This window comes from Acidovorax sp. (assembly GCF_034519795.1).
Lineage (GTDB): Bacteria > Pseudomonadota > Gammaproteobacteria > Burkholderiales > Burkholderiaceae_C > Acidovorax.
In genome coordinates this window covers 44,635-58,670 of sequence record NZ_JAXHOB010000007.1, presented here as the reverse complement: position 1 = coordinate 58,670, position 14,036 = coordinate 44,635, and the positions used below count along the sequence as shown (strand labels likewise).

The 14,036-nt window shown below is 67.6% G+C and carries 16 protein-coding genes; 12 read left to right on the top strand and 4 right to left on the bottom strand.

Translation table 11 applies throughout. The features are described 5' to 3' along the window. The first annotated feature begins 2 nt into the window (after window positions 1-2). From U5N23_RS06395 to U5N23_RS06385, 3 genes are all read left to right on the top strand, one after another. The gene (locus tag U5N23_RS06395; protein WP_322591967.1) at window positions 3-1,199 is read left to right on the top strand and encodes an amidohydrolase; all 1,197 of its coding nucleotides are present in this window, start codon (window positions 3-5) and stop codon (window positions 1,197-1,199) included. 112 nt (window positions 1,200-1,311) lie between these two features. Next, entirely contained in the window at window positions 1,312-1,476 is a 165-nt protein-coding gene (locus U5N23_RS06390; protein WP_322591966.1) for a hypothetical protein, read from the top strand. Window positions 1,477-1,482: 6 nt separating this feature from the next. Continuing rightward, window positions 1,483-1,827, top strand: coding sequence for a hypothetical protein (locus U5N23_RS06385; protein ID WP_322591965.1), 345 nt, complete (start codon window positions 1,483-1,485; stop codon window positions 1,825-1,827). A 398-nt stretch (window positions 1,828-2,225) separates the two neighbouring features. Here the strand turns inward: U5N23_RS06385 and U5N23_RS06380 are convergent, their stop codons facing one another. Then, window positions 2,226-2,927, bottom strand: coding sequence for a TetR/AcrR family transcriptional regulator (locus tag U5N23_RS06380; protein WP_322591964.1), 702 nt, complete (start codon window positions 2,925-2,927; stop codon window positions 2,226-2,228). Between the two features lie 91 nt (window positions 2,928-3,018). Here U5N23_RS06380 and U5N23_RS06375 point away from each other — a divergent pair, with 91 nt between their 5' ends. Both U5N23_RS06375 and U5N23_RS06370 read left to right on the top strand, forming a co-directional pair. Then, window positions 3,019-3,963 carry an alpha/beta hydrolase gene (locus tag U5N23_RS06375; protein ID WP_322591963.1) on the top strand — a complete coding sequence of 315 codons (945 nt, stop codon included), beginning with the start codon at window positions 3,019-3,021 and terminating at the stop codon, window positions 3,961-3,963. Window positions 3,964-4,041: 78 nt separating this feature from the next. Continuing rightward, window positions 4,042-4,485, top strand: a complete 444-nt coding sequence (locus tag U5N23_RS06370; RefSeq protein WP_322591962.1) for an MAPEG family protein — start codon at window positions 4,042-4,044, stop codon at window positions 4,483-4,485. Here U5N23_RS06370 and U5N23_RS06365 read toward each other — a convergent pair. After that, a complete protein-coding gene (locus U5N23_RS06365) occupies window positions 4,412-5,287 on the bottom strand; it encodes an ABC transporter substrate-binding protein (protein ID WP_322591961.1) in 876 nt (291 codons plus the stop codon). The two genes, U5N23_RS06370 and U5N23_RS06365, sit on opposite strands and share 74 nt — an antisense overlap. 155 nt (window positions 5,288-5,442) lie before the next feature. On the opposite strand from U5N23_RS06365, the gene U5N23_RS06360 reads away from it, so the two are divergent. The 6 genes from U5N23_RS06360 (at window position 5,443) to U5N23_RS06335 (ending at window position 11,109) form a co-directional block, all read left to right on the top strand. Next, the gene (locus U5N23_RS06360) at window positions 5,443-6,096 is read left to right on the top strand and encodes a cysteine dioxygenase (RefSeq protein WP_322592345.1); all 654 of its coding nucleotides are present in this window, start codon (window positions 5,443-5,445) and stop codon (window positions 6,094-6,096) included. A 32-nt stretch (window positions 6,097-6,128) separates the two neighbouring features. Further along, window positions 6,129-7,730, top strand: coding sequence for a rhodanese-related sulfurtransferase (locus U5N23_RS06355; RefSeq protein ID WP_322591960.1), 1,602 nt, complete (start codon window positions 6,129-6,131; stop codon window positions 7,728-7,730). A gap of 258 nt (window positions 7,731-7,988) precedes the next feature. After that, a complete protein-coding gene (locus U5N23_RS06350; RefSeq protein WP_322591959.1) occupies window positions 7,989-8,516 on the top strand; it encodes a molybdopterin-dependent oxidoreductase in 528 nt (175 codons plus the stop codon). Beyond that, entirely contained in the window at window positions 8,497-10,134 is a 1,638-nt protein-coding gene (locus U5N23_RS06345) for a diguanylate cyclase (protein WP_322591958.1), read from the top strand. Before U5N23_RS06350 ends, U5N23_RS06345 begins: the two co-directional genes overlap by 20 nt. Continuing rightward, window positions 10,131-10,493, top strand: coding sequence for a response regulator (locus U5N23_RS06340; RefSeq protein WP_322591957.1), 363 nt, complete (start codon window positions 10,131-10,133; stop codon window positions 10,491-10,493). Before U5N23_RS06345 ends, U5N23_RS06340 begins: the two co-directional genes overlap by 4 nt. Before the next feature lies 1 nt (window position 10,494). Next, window positions 10,495-11,109: a chemotaxis protein CheC gene (locus U5N23_RS06335; RefSeq protein ID WP_322591956.1), complete on the top strand. Its 615-nt coding sequence runs from the start codon at window positions 10,495-10,497 to the stop codon at window positions 11,107-11,109. A 21-nt stretch (window positions 11,110-11,130) separates the two neighbouring features. Here U5N23_RS06335 and U5N23_RS06330 read toward each other — a convergent pair whose 3' ends face one another. Next, window positions 11,131-12,063, bottom strand: coding sequence for an aldose 1-epimerase (locus U5N23_RS06330; protein WP_322591955.1), 933 nt, complete (start codon window positions 12,061-12,063; stop codon window positions 11,131-11,133). A 22-nt stretch (window positions 12,064-12,085) separates the two neighbouring features. Beyond that, on the bottom strand, window positions 12,086-13,033 hold the full coding sequence (locus tag U5N23_RS06325; RefSeq protein WP_416208582.1) for an SMP-30/gluconolactonase/LRE family protein: 948 nt from the start codon (window positions 13,031-13,033) through the stop codon (window positions 12,086-12,088). A gap of 113 nt (window positions 13,034-13,146) precedes the next feature. Between U5N23_RS06325 and U5N23_RS06320 the strand changes: the two genes are divergently transcribed. Beyond that, window positions 13,147-13,944, top strand: coding sequence for an SDR family oxidoreductase (locus U5N23_RS06320; RefSeq protein WP_322591954.1), 798 nt, complete (start codon window positions 13,147-13,149; stop codon window positions 13,942-13,944). Window positions 13,945-14,036: the final 92 nt, after the last annotated feature.

Below are 14,036 nucleotides of genomic sequence, written 5' to 3'. Positions count from 1 at the left end.
CCATGTCCAAGCAGAAGCTGATCAACACCATCACAAAACAGGCCCGCGCGCAGCACGACCAGGTCGTGGCCTGGCGCCGCCACATGCACCGCCACGCCGAGCTGTCGTTCCAGGAGATCGACACGGCCGATTTCCTGGAACGCGAACTGCGCCAGATCGAGGGCCTGCAGATCCACCGCCCCACCCCGACCAGTCTGGTGGCCACGCTGCGTGGCGCCCTGCCCGGCAAGGTGCTGGCGATCCGCGCCGACATCGACGCCCTGCCCATCCACGACCAGAAGACCTGCGACTACGCCTCGGCCCGCCCCGGCGCCATGCACGCCTGCGGGCACGATGGCCATGCCTCCATGCTGCTCGGCGCCGCGCGCCTGCTCGCGGGGCTGCGCCAGCAACTGCCGGGCGAGGTGCGCTTTTTCTTCCAGCACGCCGAGGAGCAGCACCCCGGTGGCGCCCAGCAGATGGTGGACGCCGGCGTGATGCAGGGCGTGGACCGCATCATCTCGGCCCATGTGATGTCCACCGTGGACACGGGCCGCATCGTGGTGCTCGACGGCCCCACGCTGGCCAGCTCCGACCGCTTCGTGCTGCGCGTGCAGGGCAAGGGCGGCCATGCGGCCAACCCGGACAAATGCATCGACCCGATCTGGATCGGCGCCCAGATCGTGGCCAACCTGCAGGCTGTGGTGGCGCGCAACACCGATGCGCACGAGGCGCTGATCCTCTCGGTCACCAAGTTCCAGGCCGGCTCGGCCTTCAACGTGATCCCGGACAGCGCGGAGCTGTCCGGATCGGTGCGCTGCTACTCGCCCGAGGTGCGCGCGCGCGTGCCCGAGGCCATCGCACGCATCGCGCGCGGCGTGGCCCAGGCGCATGGCGCCACGATGGAGCTGGAGTACGTGCACGGCTACCGCCCGGTGGTCAACGACCCGGCCACCGCCGCCGCCCTGCGCGCCGCAGTGCGCGAGGCCCTGCCCGACGTGCCCCTGCACACCATGAACCCGCTGCCCAACAGCGAGGACTTCAGCGCCTTCACCGAGCATGCGCCGGGCGCCTATGCGCTGATCGGCGCGCGCAGCGCAGCCAAGCACATCTGCCACCCGCACCACCACCCGCTGTTCGACTTCGATGAGGACGCGATGGAGCACGGCGTGCGCATGTTCACGGCGGCGCCGTTCACGCTGAATGCACTGGAAGACTGAGCACGGCCCCGGCACAATGCATGGACAAACCACCAAGAGAGGGAAATTCCATGCACTGCACCACAGGGGAAGCTGCCGGTCGCCCGTCCGGCCCAAGCCCAAGGGGCACGCCATGAACCGCAAGACCCAGGCCGGAATCGCCGGCATGGCCGTCGGCGGGCTCTGGCTGCTGGCCAATCTGCGCCACTTTCAGGCGCAGGGCTTCGTGGCCATCGGCATGCCGCTCGTCATCCTGGTGCTGGGCGGCATCTACTTCGCGTGGGGACGCAAGGAGTAAGCCGACATGGACATTCGACACAGCTTGGCCGGCATCGCACTGCTGGCACTCACCGGCAGCGCCCTGGCGCAGGAAAGCACCGGCTGGCTGGTGGGCACCTGGCAACTGGCGGAAGACCGCAAGAAGCCCGGCTTCACCGACGACTTCATGGACTTCGGCGCCCAGGGCACGGTGGTGCTGCGCGACAGCCAGAAGGCCTATGCCCACTGCCGCTACCAACCGGGTGCCGGCGTGCTGCTGCTCACCTGCATCGCGGGCGGCAAGGAGCGGCCGATGACCATGCGCGTCGCGCCCGACAAGGCATCGCTGACCAACTCGGTGGGCGACGTGTACCGCAAGAACCGCAAGTAGCGGCGCGCCAGTCCGCCCCCATCCGATTCAGTGCGGAAAGCCACCGCGCGTGAGCCGCACCGGCTCTGCGTCCATGCGGCGGATCAGCGCCTCCAGCCCGTCGCCCTGTGCGGCGGCAGCGGTCGCCACCGGTCCGTCGCTGAGCGCCCTGGGCACCGGGGTCGAGCGGCAGACCAGGTCATCCTCGGACCAGGCCGCCTTGCCTGGCTGGCCGCGCTGGAGGAGCAGGGCGGCATGGCCACGCCCCTGGACGCCGATGCCTACAAGCGCAACTTCACCAAGGAGATGCAGCTGACCGAGGCCATGATGAAGAGGGCGCAGATCGAGCCGATGTAGGGCCCTGCATGGTGGCGGCTTGCCGGCCACCGGGGGGCGCAGGTCCGAACGACCGTGCCCTTTTAGCCTTCTGGCAGTGGCTTGAAGCCTGCGTTTCCAGCCTGGGGCCGGGTCTCGGCCAGCGAGGACTGAACACCCCCTTGTAGCGCGTGGCTCAGGTAGGGCAGCAGCAAGTCCATCGCCTCCTGTTCCAGCGCCCCACTGGTCAACCAGCGGGGAGACTCAATGATGGCCCGGTGGGTCAGCGCTTCCACCGTGGTTTCCACCATGAAAGCGACCAAGCGAATGCGCGGTCGTGCCAGGCCAGGCAGACGTTGCTGGATGTGCGCCTCCAGCAAGTCTGTGAGCTGCCCACTGATCCCGATGGCCTCTGCCAGCCGCCCCTCGCGCGGCACCTGTTCGACCAGTACCTTGTGAAGCTCGGGATGGAGGCGATGCGCATCCAGGCTCGCCTTGATCACAGCGCGCAGAACTGAAGGCAGGGGGGCAAAGGCATGCTGTACGAGGGCCCCTTCCACCAGTTCCAGCACCTCCCGAACATGTCCCTCGATGAGCGCCGCCACGAGCGACTCCTTGTTGGGGAAGTACTGGTACAGCGTTCCGATGCTCACGCCCGCCCGCTCGACCACGGCGCCGGTCGTCGTTCCTTCGTATCCCCGTTGAACCAGAACCTGAGCGGTCGCTTCGAGAATGGCCCTCACGGTCTGCCGGGAACGCTCCTGCGTTGGCTGTTTTCTAGAGGTGCAGGTGGTGGTTGGCTTCATGCGATGGGCGGGGGGAAGGAATGCGAGTGTCAAATGTGAGGAGTTCCTCATATTATTTCCACACTCTATTTCATTGCAAAGGAGCCCGCAAGTGAAGCGCCACGATGTCACATTTTCAAGCGGCCAGGAAAGCTGCGAGGCCTGGCTGTACCTGCCGGATGCGCCAGACGGCCCCCGCCCGTGCGTGGTGATCGCCCACGGGATCGGTGCCATCCGCCAGGTGCGTCTGCAGCACTACGCCGAACGCTTCACCCAGGCCGGCTATGCCGTGTTCACGTTCGACTACCGCCACTGGGGGGCGAGCGGCGGGACACCCCGTTACCTGTGTTCCATCTCCAGGCAGCACGAGGACATCTCGGCGGCCATCGATTGCGCCAGATCGCGCCCCGAGATTGATGCGGACCGGGTGTTTTTGTTCGGAACATCGTTCGGTGGCGGGCACGCACTGGTAGTCGGATCGCGCCACCCCGAGCTGGCAGGCGTCCTCTCCCAGTGCACGGTGAGCGACTGCACGGCGGTAGCCCTGCGCACTCCGTTGCGGCAGGTATTGCAGTGGCTGCCCGCAGGGTTCACTGACCAGCTCCGTGGCTGGATGGGCCTGTCCCCCAAGTACATCAAGCTTGCCGGCGAGCCAGGCGAAGCTGCGCTCATGACCAAGCTCGGTGCCGAGGAACGCTACCTGGCGATGATCGACGGACCATCGCCGTGGAAGAACCTGGTGGCCGCGCGGGTGACCCTGTGGCTACCCTTGTACCGCCCGATCCGGTACGCATCCAGGATCAGTTCGCCGCTGCTCATGGTGGTATGCGACAACGATGAGATCTGTCCAGCCACGCTGGCCGCGAAGGCCGCGCGTCTGGCGCCTCGTGGCCAGGCCGTGCACTTCAAGTCGTCGCATTTCGAGATCTATTTTGGTGAGCTCTTCGAACAAGCGACTTCGTCGATGCTGGCCTTCATGGACGGAGCGGGCGAGCAGCACCCGGCGGCCCGCCGCGCACGCTTCCCGGGCAGCGCAGGCGCTAGCCTAGCATCCTGAGCTCTTTTCCCCGACCTCCGCCAATCCTTCGCCGATTCTGCGCCGCCAGCGGCGAGCCCCCACTGGATCCACCGTGCCATGACCCACCAGCTTTCCGCGCTCTCGTTCTACCTCTGGCCCGTTCTCGCCCAGATAGCCCTCACCTACCTCGTGGCCGCACTGATCCTCATCACGCGCCTGGGGGACCTGGCGTTCGGCCAAGGAACCGCCAGGTTCTACGAAAATTACGCTGGCGCAGGCGGACCAGCCATTGTCCAGCGCACCACCCGCCTGCTCGCCAACCTGTTCGAGTTTCCGATCCTGTTCTTTGTACTCGTCTGCATCCTGGTTGCGATGGGCCTGGCCGATCCATGGATGCAACTGGGCGCTTGGGTCTTCGTGGGCGGCCGGTGGATCCATGCGATGGTTCAACTGGGCATGAACCGCCTCTGGATCCGTACGCCGGTGTTCATGGTGAGCAATCTTGCGCTGCTCGGAATGTGGGGGCGCCTGGCGCAGTTGTTGTACGGTTCCAGCGGCTGAAGGCAAGTTGGCCGGGCTTTGAAAGCCCTACAGGATTGCTGTCGTAGGGGCCTGACCGCAACGGGCTCACGAAGCGCTGCAGCAGCCCGGCATTGAGAAGGTGCAGATCCACCATGTGCTGGGGGTTGCACAATGGCGCCAGTTCGACCGGCAGCACCGGGCGCATGCCTGCCGAGGTGCGGGCCTCGCAATACGCACCATCCGCCAGACCCTTCCCCCCAGCGGCATCCGCTGCTCGCCCAGTGGCGTATCGCGAAGCCAGCAGGTCTGCACCGTGACCAGCGACGATCTTTCGATCTCCAGCCGCAATCCGTGCGCCGCCAGGCGCGGATGGACCAGCGCTGGCACGCGGTCCTCGATGTCGGGCAAGCTGGCTGGTCACGCCCGCCGCCTCGTGGCCCACCAGGCGCGAGCAGCCGCCGTGCGAGCTGCCCACCAGCTTCACGTCGAAGCCCGACTCCAGCGGCTTGATCCAGCGGTGCACCATGCCCAGGCCGGCATCGGCCTTGGAGGTGGCGATGGTCTCCAGCAACTGGTCGGTGGAGCCCGCGAAGTTGACCAGCTCGACCTTGAGGCCGTGTTTTTCGAAGATGCCGCGCTCGATCGCCACGGGGGCGGCCGACAGGCAGATGGCGTTGGCGTTCCACGCCAGCTTGACTTCGCGCAACTTGCCGGCCGCCAGCACCTGGCTGCCCACCACGCCCGAAGCGCCCACCACCGTGGCCGCCCCCGATGCACGCAGCAACTGCCGGCGCGACCGGCGCGCTTCTCCCCCACCCAGAACCTGGCCCTTGTTGTTCATGCTGGATACCCTCTTGAATGAAGACGACGACGGTGCGGACACCGGAATGAACACATTGCAAACTACGGGGCCCCGAAAGCGAACGAAGAAAAACGGAAATGGATATGCAAAAGATGCCGCACACCCTCTCGGCCGATGCTGGTGCAATACCGGGCATGGATGCCCCTGCCCTCGCCGCCCCTGAAAAATCCGCCGTCGCCGAGGCGCCGCCCGACACCGCCCGCCTGCGCGGCTTCGTTCAGCAACTGGCCGCACTGGTGGAAAGCTCCCCGCCCGAGCCCGAACTGCTCAAACGCGGCGGCGCCCTGCTGGGTGCGCTCGTGGCCCATGACGACTGGCTGCCTGCCGCCTATGCCCAGCCCAGCCCCGAGCGCTACCAGCAGTTCCTGCTGCATGCCGATGCCCTGGGCCGCTTCTCGGTGGTGAGCTTTGTCTGGGGTCCGGGCCAGGCCACCCCCATCCACGACCACACGGTGTGGGGCCTGATCGGCATGCTGCGCGGGGCCGAAGATTCGCAGGCCTTTGTCCGTACCGCAGACGGCCGCTGGGCGCCCGACGGTGCACCGCACCGCCTGCAGCCAGGCCAGGTGGAGGCCGTGTCCCCCAGCATCGGCGACGTGCACCGCGTGGGCAACGCGGTGGATGGCCAGACCTCCATCAGCATCCATGTCTACGGCGCCAACATCGGCGCCGTGCAGCGCAGCGTGTACCTCGAAGACGGCACGCGCAAACCCTTCATCTCGGGCTATAGCAACAGCACCCTGCCCAACATCTGGGACCTCTCGAAGAACCCGGCTCCCTCGGCCTGACCCTGTTTTCAAAGACCCGTACGATTCCAACAATGACCGCACCCGCCATTCCCCAGACTTCCGCTCTCCAGGTCCGCCAGGCCCTGCTCGCCCGCGAGGAAATCGCCCTGCTCGACGTGCGCGAGGAAGACCCCTATGCCCAGGGCCATCCGCTGTTCGCCGCCAACCTGCCTGCGGGCAGGATCGAGCTCGATGCCTGGACGCGCATCCCCCGGCGCGACACCTTGATCGTGGTCTACGACGATGGCGAGGGCCTGGCCGAGCCGGCGGCGCGCACGCTGCAGCAGTTGGGCTATACCCAGGTGACCTTGCTGGCACGCGGCCTGCAGGGCTGGCGCGATGCCGGAGGCGAGCTGTTCATCGACGTCAACGTGCCCAGCAAGTCCTTTGGCGAGCTGGTGGAAGCCGAGCGCCACACGCCCTCGCTGGCGGCAGAAGAGGTGCAGGCCCTGATCGACGCCAAGGCCGACGTGGTGGTGCTCGATGCGCGCCGCTACGACGAGTACCACACCATGAACATCCCCACCGGGGTGAGCGTGCCCGGCGCCGAGCTGGTGCTGCGCGCCCAGGCGCTGGCGCCCAACCCGGCCACGCAGATCATCGTGAATTGCGCCGGCCGCACGCGCAGCATCATCGGCACGCAGTCGCTGGTCAATGCGGGCATTCCCAACCCCGTGGCCGCGCTGCGCAACGGCACCATCGGCTGGCTGCTGGCCGGGCAGACGCTGGAGCGCGGCGCCAGCCGCCGCTTCGACCCTGCCGTACACATCGACCGCAACCAGGCGCCGCAGCGGGCGCGCAGCGTGGCCGACCGCGCCGGCGTGCAGCGCGCCCGGGCCGGCGACCTGGCCCGCTTTGCCGCCGAGGCCGGCCGCACCACCTACCTGCTGGACGTGCGCACGCCCGAGGAGTTTGCCGCCGGCCACCTGCCCGGCTTTCGCAACACACCGGGTGGCCAACTGGTGCAGGAGACGGACCACACGGCTGCCGTGCGCGGCGCGCGCCTGGTGCTGGTGGACGACGATGGCGTGCGCGCCAACATGAGCGCCTCATGGCTGGCCCAGATGGGCTGGCAGGTGTGGGTGCTCGATGGCGCACAGCCCGCAGACTTCAGCGAAACCGGCGCCGTGGTCAACCAGGTGCCCGAACCCACCGGCCCCATCGCCTGGACCACGCCAGAGCAGTTGGCCGCGTGGCTGCAGCAGGAGCCGGCCGGACACACCGCCGTGCTCGACCTAACGAGCAGCGCCCACTACACCCAGCGCCATATCCCCGGAGCCTGGTTCGCGCTGCGCTCGCAACTGGCGCACGCCGTGGCCTCCATCCCGCAGGCGCGCCGCTACGTGCTCACCTGCGGCACCAGCCTGCTGGCCCGCTATGCAGCACAGGACCTGGCGCGCCTGACCGGGGCCGAGGTGCAGGTGCTGGCCGGCGGCACCCAGGCCTGGATCGCCCAGGGCCTGCCGCTGGAGCATGGCGAGACCCGCCTGGCCTCGCCACGCACCGACCGCTACCGCCGCCCCTACGAGGGCACCGAGAGCCCGCGCGAGGCCATGCAGGCCTACCTGGACTGGGAGTTCGGGCTGGTCGAGCAGTTGGGCCGCGACGGGACACACGGCTTTCGGGTGATCTGAGAGGCTGAAGCGCCGCTGCAGGGGCTGCCGACCAGGCCGTGCCCGCTCGCGCATGGAAGAGTGCGATCCGCCGCCACGCCGGCCCGCGCCGCAGCTTCCCGGGCGGTGCCACGGCACGCCGAGCCGTCAACAATTGTCAAAACAGGCCCATTGCCCCCACAACAGCGCGCAAACGGGCCCATTCGGCGGTACATCCCGGCATAGTCGCAGCGTCTGCCCCTGCATCTGCCTTGCGGGAGCGAGCCAGCGAGACCCTTCATGATGCCCAGATCCCTGGCGGGGCTGCCCGGCGCAGCCCTCGCCCTGTTTGTTGCCCTGAGCAGCCTGCCCCTGCCGTTCCATGCCAGCCTGGTGTGCGCGCCATCGGGGCAGAAGACGGTGCTGCGCCTGCAATTTGCCACCCAGCCTGCAGTGGCCTGCGACATGCAGGCGCTGGAGCGCCTTTCGCCCCGTGAAATCGTCACCACCTTGCCGCCGGCCCTGGGGATGCCGGGCAAATCCCGCTGGCGCGGCGTCTCCTTGCGCCAGCTCGTGGCATTGCTGGGCGGCAATGAACGGCACCAGATCGAGCTGACGGCCATGAACGACTACTCCGTGCGCATTCCCTGGAGCGATCTGGTCGAGTACGACCCCATCCTGGCCTACCGCCGCGACCAGCAACCCATCAACATCCGCGACAAGGGGCCCCTGATCCTGATCTACCCCTTTGACCGCCACCCCCGCTTGCAAAAGCAGGACTACGTCAACCGCACCATCTGGCAGGTCAATGCCCTCTCCGTCCGATAGGCCGCGTCGCCCTGAGGCCCAGGCCCGCCACCTGCCGCACCACCGCCGTGGCACCTACTGGCTGCTGGCCCTGGTGGCGGCCATGGTGGTGGCCACGTCCATCGCCTTGTGGTGGACGCTTCGGCAGGTGCAATCGCTGGCGCAGCCGTTTCAGAAAAGCGATCTGTGGTACGTCTCGAGCCTGCACAGTGAACTGGGGCGCGTCGCCCTGCTGGCGCGCAAGGTGAAAGCACTGGAGGCGCCCGAGGAGGAGCTGCGCGAGCGCCTGGACGTTCTCTACAGCACCCTGGACATGGCCGGCGCCAGCCAGCGCATAGGCGCGCGCCTGCGACAGGAGCTGGCCCAGGCCGCACTCGATCTGGACGGGCTGGCCCGGCATGTCGAGCGGTGGTCCAGCCGCCTGGCGGCGGCACCGTCCGAGCGCGCCGGGCTGAGCGACGACATCATCGGGCACACCGATGCCCTGCTGCAGAGCACCCGCAAGGCCGTGGTGGCGGTACACCTGTTTTCCTCACAGGACGCGGACCGGGTTCGCCAGGAACTGCACGACCATTTCACGCTGCTCAGCGCCGTGCTCGGCGGCCTGCTGGTCGGCACGGCCCTGTTGATCCGCAAGCTGCTGCACGAGGCCCGGGCGGCCCAGGCCCTGTCCCAGCAACTGGCACAGGCCAACCGCCAACTGGAGATCCGCGTGGCCAGCCGCACGCGTGAGATCGAGGAGAACCGGGCGCTGCTGGGCTTCATCCTGGACTCCAGCCCGAGCGATGTGGTTCTGGTGGACGTCGAAAGCGGCTTCGTGCACTTCATCAACAACCAGATGGTGGAACGCCTGGGTCTGCAGTGGCCTCCCATCAAGCTGTTTCTGCCGGAGCTGCTGCACGAGCCGGATGCCCGCCAGCAACTGATGGCTGCGCTGGAGAAGTACGGCCAGGTGGATGGCATGGAAGCGCTCGTCGGCGCGAAGAATCCACGCTGGAGCTCCCTGTCGGCGCGCCTGATCGAGGTCGACGGCAAGCTGGCCCATCTGCTGTGGGGCTTCGACATCAGCACGCACAAGCAACTGGAATCACAGCTGCGCGAACTGGCCACGCGCGACTCGCTGACCGGCATGCTCAACCGGCGGGCTTTCCTGGAGCGCGGCACGGCGCTTCTCGACCACTGCCGCCGCCACGCCAAGCCCTGCACCGTGCTGATGATCGACATCGACCACTTCAAGCGCATCAACGACCGCTACGGCCACCAGACCGGCGACGACTCGCTGCGCGCCTGCGCCACCGCGATTGCGGGCGCGCTGCGCGAGGCCGATATCCTGGGGCGGCTGGGGGGCGAGGAATTTGCAGCCCTGCTGCCCCACTCGTCCACCGACAGCGCCCACCTGGTGGCCGAACGCATCCGCGACGCCATTTCCGAACTGCAGATCCTCTCCATCGCCAGCGAGCCGTTGCGCATCACCGTGTCCATCGGCATGGCCGAGATGGCGCACCGGGACGCCGGGATCGAGACCATCCTGGCATGGGCCGACCAGGCCCTGTACCGCGCCAAGGCCACGGGCCGCAACAAGGTGCTGGCCTACGAACGATCCACCCCGTCTCCCGATACCACCGAGATCTTGCCATGAGCCTGCGACTTTTGATCGTTGACGACAGCCGGATGTCCCGGCTCATCCTGCAAGGATTCATTTTGCAGGACCACCCCGCATGGACCATCCTGCACGCCAGCAGCGGCGAAGAAGCCCTGAAGGTGTGCGAAGAGCACCCGGTGGACCTGGTGTCCATGGACTTCAACATGCACGGAATGACCGGCCTGGAGGCGGCCCTGGCATTGCGCCAGACCCGGCCCCAGTTGCCCATTGCCATCCTCACCGCCAACGTCCAGTCTGCGATGCAGGAACGCATCGACGAGGCCGGCCTAGTATTCATTGCAAAACCCATCACAGCCGATGCAGCGAGGAAGCTCGCGGCACTGGCAGGAGCATGACATGACTGCCAAGCTTGATGCGGAACAAATCGACGCGCTCAGCGAGATCTTCAACATTGGCGTCGGCAAGGCGGCCGCGGCGATGGGCAATCTCATGCACGACGAGGTACTGCTCTCGGTGCCGCACGTGAGCATCTTCACGGTGAGCGAGGCGGCCCAGCAGTTGGGCAGCGCCGGCAGCACCATGTACGGGGTGCGCCAGCCCTTCCGGGGCGTGTTCAACGGCGACGCGCTGCTGATCTTTCCGGGCGACAAGAGTTTGGAGATCGTGCGCATCGTCGCGGGCCAGGCCATGCCTGGCGAGGACCTGAGCGCCATCGAGCAGGATGCCATGGCGGAGCTGGGCAACGTGATGCTCAGCGCCTGCCTGGCCACCCTGGCCGACCTGCTGGGCAACGAGTTCGAGCTGAGCCCGCCCCGTGTCGATGTCGGCGACAGCCGCACCATTCTGGGCACGCGCATCCAGAACCACCTGGTGGTGTTCCTGCACATCCGCTTCGAGCTGCTCAGCAGCCAGATCGAAGGCTTCGTGGTGTTCGTGCTCAACACCACCTCCTTGCTGGCGCTGCGCGCGGCGGTGGACCGGCTTCTGGGTCGCCAGGCAGAGGTGGATTGATCCGAAGAGAATCGGCTCTTGCTAGCCGACGGCCAGACGGCCGTAGCGCCACTGCACGTTCAGCGCAAAGGACTCCCCCTGCGCCAGCACGCGCAGGCCCGGCTGCCCCGGCAGGTGGAAGGCATCAATGGGCTGGGTGATGGGCTCGAAGCAAAAGGCCGGGCCCTGCGGTGGGCGGTAGATGAGGCAAAAGTGCTGCGCCGAACCCCCATCGGCACCGAAGTCGGGCATGCGGACGGTCAACCGCAGGCCGCGCTCGGGCCAGTCGATCTGCGCCGTGCCACCCCAACCGGTGTAGCCGTTGTCGATCAGGGTGCCATGGGCCGAGACGCCGGCATTCAGGTCCCAGCCTTCCGGGAACTGCGCGGTGTGCTCGGTCGGCAGCGGGTCGTTGCCGCACAGCCAGACGGCCTGCACCGGTGCGCTGATGCGCGTGGCCGGCGTGCGCGGAAACCAGGGGTGCACGCCAATGCCGTAGGGCAGCGGCTCGGCACCCAGGTGGCGCACCAGCACATGCTGGTCCAGCCCGCCGTCGACCAGGCGAAAGGTCTGCACCGATTCGTAGTCGTAGGGGTTGCCCCCGAAGCGCTCTGAGCGCAACTGCATCTGCAGCGTGTCTGGCGCGGGCTGCGACAGCGCCCAGGGCTGCAGCCAGCCGTCACCGTGGATGGGGTACGGCTCGCCCACCCGGTTGGGCCGCATGGGATGGAACTGCCCGGCGTGCGTGAAGCCGCCGCCGCTGATGCGGTTGGACCAGGGCACCATGGCGAACGACGCCAGTTGGTACAGGTCGGCGGTGGCGCCATCCCAGGGGCGCCAGAGGTCGAGCCGACCACCGGCTTGCTCCGGGGCATCGATCTGCCAGGCGGCCACGCTGCCGCCCAGGGAGGGGACCAGCCCGAGGTGCTGGCCCGCGTGGCTCAGCCAGGTGATGGGATGGGGGGTGTCGCTCATGTACAGGCCTTCATGACGGGGGTCAGCCACCGAACCGATGGGCCGGCACGCCGGGGCTGTCGATCTCCACGGCAAACACGCTGCCGGCCAGCGGCTCGGTAGCGAGTTGCGCCGGCGTGAGACCCACCCGCGCGGTGGTGATGAACAGCGTGCGCAGGTCCGCCCCGCCAAAGGCGCAGGTGGTGACCTGGCTGGCGGGCAGCACCACGCGGCCCAGCTCCTCGGCCGTCTCGGGGTCGTGGCAAGTCACGCAGTGGCCGCCCCAGTGGGCGATCCAGAGGCGGCCCTGGGCGTCGGTGGTCATGCCGTCGGGTAGGCCCTCCTCGGGGGTGTAGCGCTTCCACACCTGTTTGTTCGAGATGGTGCCGGCCGCCGCATCGAAGTCGTAGCGCCAGGTGATGCTGCTCAGGGTGTCATTGAAGTACAGCCACTCGCGGCCATTCGCGGTCGCCCAAGTGGGCCCGTTGGTCACCACGAAACCCTCGTCGTGGCGCGTGCAGCGGCCATCGGGGTCGTAGCGGTAGAGCGCGCCGGTAGGCAGCTTGCAGTCAAAGTCCATGCTGCCGCCCCAGAAGCGGCCCTGGGCATCGCACTTGCCATCGTTGAAGCGGTTGCCGGGCAGCTCGGCCTCGGGCTGGTGCAGGTAATGCGGGGCGCTGTCGGTGGCGGGGTCGAACAGCGCGAAGCCGCGCCGCAGGGTGATGATCAGACCGGGCGCGTCCCGGCGCTCGGCCAGGGCCGATATCTCTTCGTCGAAGCTCCACTGCGTCTGCAGGCCCGTGGCCGGGTCCAGCCGGTACAGGCGGCAGCCCAGGATGTCGAGCCAGTACAGGGCCTGCTCGCGCACGGACCATACAAGCCCCTCCCCCAGCTGCGCATCGGCTTCGACCACGCAGCGCAGGGGCCCCGTGAAGTGGGGGACGGGAAATCGCGACGCAGCGGACGCCGCCATGGGACTCTGTTTGCTCAAAGCTTGTCTCCTGTTTGTTGTTTACCTGCCTGCCTCTTGACGCCGGGCATCTTATCAACGTCAATTGATGCATGGAATGATTATTTTTGGAATTTTTTGATATACAAATTGCAATGACAACTGATATCCATATCCCCTCAGAGGCCGCCACGCTCGCCCACTTTCCCAGCCTGCAGGGCCGCTCGGTCTTCGTCACCGGCGGCGGCAGCGGCATCGGCGCGGCCATCGTCGCAGCGTTCGCCGAACAGGGTGCGCGCGTGGCCTTCGTGGACGTGGCGCGCGAGGCCAGCGAAGCCCTGGCCCAGCAGATCGCCGACGCAGGCCACGCGCGCCCCTGGTGGCAGGCATGCGATGTGCGCGACATCGCGGCGCTGCAGGCAGCCATTGCCGAGGCCGCTGCCACCCTGGGCGACTTCTCGGTGCTGGTCAACAACGTCGCCAGCGACGACCGCCACACGCTGGAGTCGGTCACGCCCGACTACTACGACGAACGCATGGCCATCAACGAGCGCCCGGCCTTTTTCGCCATCCAGGCCGTGGTGCCCGGCATGCGCCGCCTGGGCGCGGGCTCGGTGGTCAACCTGGGCTCCACGGGCTGGCAAGGCAAGGGCGCGGGCTACCCTTGCTATGCCATCGCCAAGTCGTCGGTGAACGGGCTCACGCGCGGCCTCGCGCGCACGCTCGGCCAGGACCGCATCCGCATCAACACCGTGTCGCCCGGCTGGGTGATGACCGAGCGCCAGATCAAGCTCTGGCTCGACGCCGAAGGCGAGCAGGAGCTGGCGCGCAACCAGTGCCTTCCCGACAAGCTGCGCCCGCACGACATCGCGCGCATGGTGCTGTTCCTGGCGTCCGACGATGCGGCCATGTGCACCGCCCAGGAATTCAAGGTCGACGCCGGCTGGGTGTAATTCGGACCATCCCCCTGAGTCGCTTCGCGCCTTCACCCCTTCTCTCGAATGGCTGCGCCATTCGGGAAGGGGGACACCGCCAGCGCGGCGGG

Coding starts and splice junctions, on each gene's coding strand:
- U5N23_RS06340 (WP_322591957.1), top strand. CDS start 10,131: ATGAGCCTGCGACTTTTGATCGTTGACGACAGCCGGATGTCCCGGCTC.
- U5N23_RS06320 (WP_322591954.1), top strand. CDS start 13,147: ATGACAACTGATATCCATATCCCCTCAGAGGCCGCCACGCTCGCCCAC.
- U5N23_RS06395 (WP_322591967.1), top strand. CDS start 3: ATGTCCAAGCAGAAGCTGATCAACACCATCACAAAACAGGCCCGCGCG.
- U5N23_RS06370 (WP_322591962.1), top strand. CDS start 4,042: ATGACCCACCAGCTTTCCGCGCTCTCGTTCTACCTCTGGCCCGTTCTC.
- U5N23_RS06380 (WP_322591964.1), bottom strand. CDS start 2,927: ATGAAGCCAACCACCACCTGCACCTCTAGAAAACAGCCAACGCAGGAG.
- U5N23_RS06360 (WP_322592345.1), top strand. CDS start 5,443: ATGGATGCCCCTGCCCTCGCCGCCCCTGAAAAATCCGCCGTCGCCGAG.
- U5N23_RS06330 (WP_322591955.1), bottom strand. CDS start 12,063: ATGAGCGACACCCCCCATCCCATCACCTGGCTGAGCCACGCGGGCCAG.
- U5N23_RS06345 (WP_322591958.1), top strand. CDS start 8,497: ATGCCCTCTCCGTCCGATAGGCCGCGTCGCCCTGAGGCCCAGGCCCGC.
- U5N23_RS06355 (WP_322591960.1), top strand. CDS start 6,129: ATGACCGCACCCGCCATTCCCCAGACTTCCGCTCTCCAGGTCCGCCAG.
- U5N23_RS06335 (WP_322591956.1), top strand. CDS start 10,495: ATGACTGCCAAGCTTGATGCGGAACAAATCGACGCGCTCAGCGAGATC.
- U5N23_RS06365 (WP_322591961.1), bottom strand. CDS start 5,287: ATGAACAACAAGGGCCAGGTTCTGGGTGGGGGAGAAGCGCGCCGGTCG.
- U5N23_RS06390 (WP_322591966.1), top strand. CDS start 1,312: ATGAACCGCAAGACCCAGGCCGGAATCGCCGGCATGGCCGTCGGCGGG.
- U5N23_RS06350 (WP_322591959.1), top strand. CDS start 7,989: ATGATGCCCAGATCCCTGGCGGGGCTGCCCGGCGCAGCCCTCGCCCTG.
- U5N23_RS06385 (WP_322591965.1), top strand. CDS start 1,483: ATGGACATTCGACACAGCTTGGCCGGCATCGCACTGCTGGCACTCACC.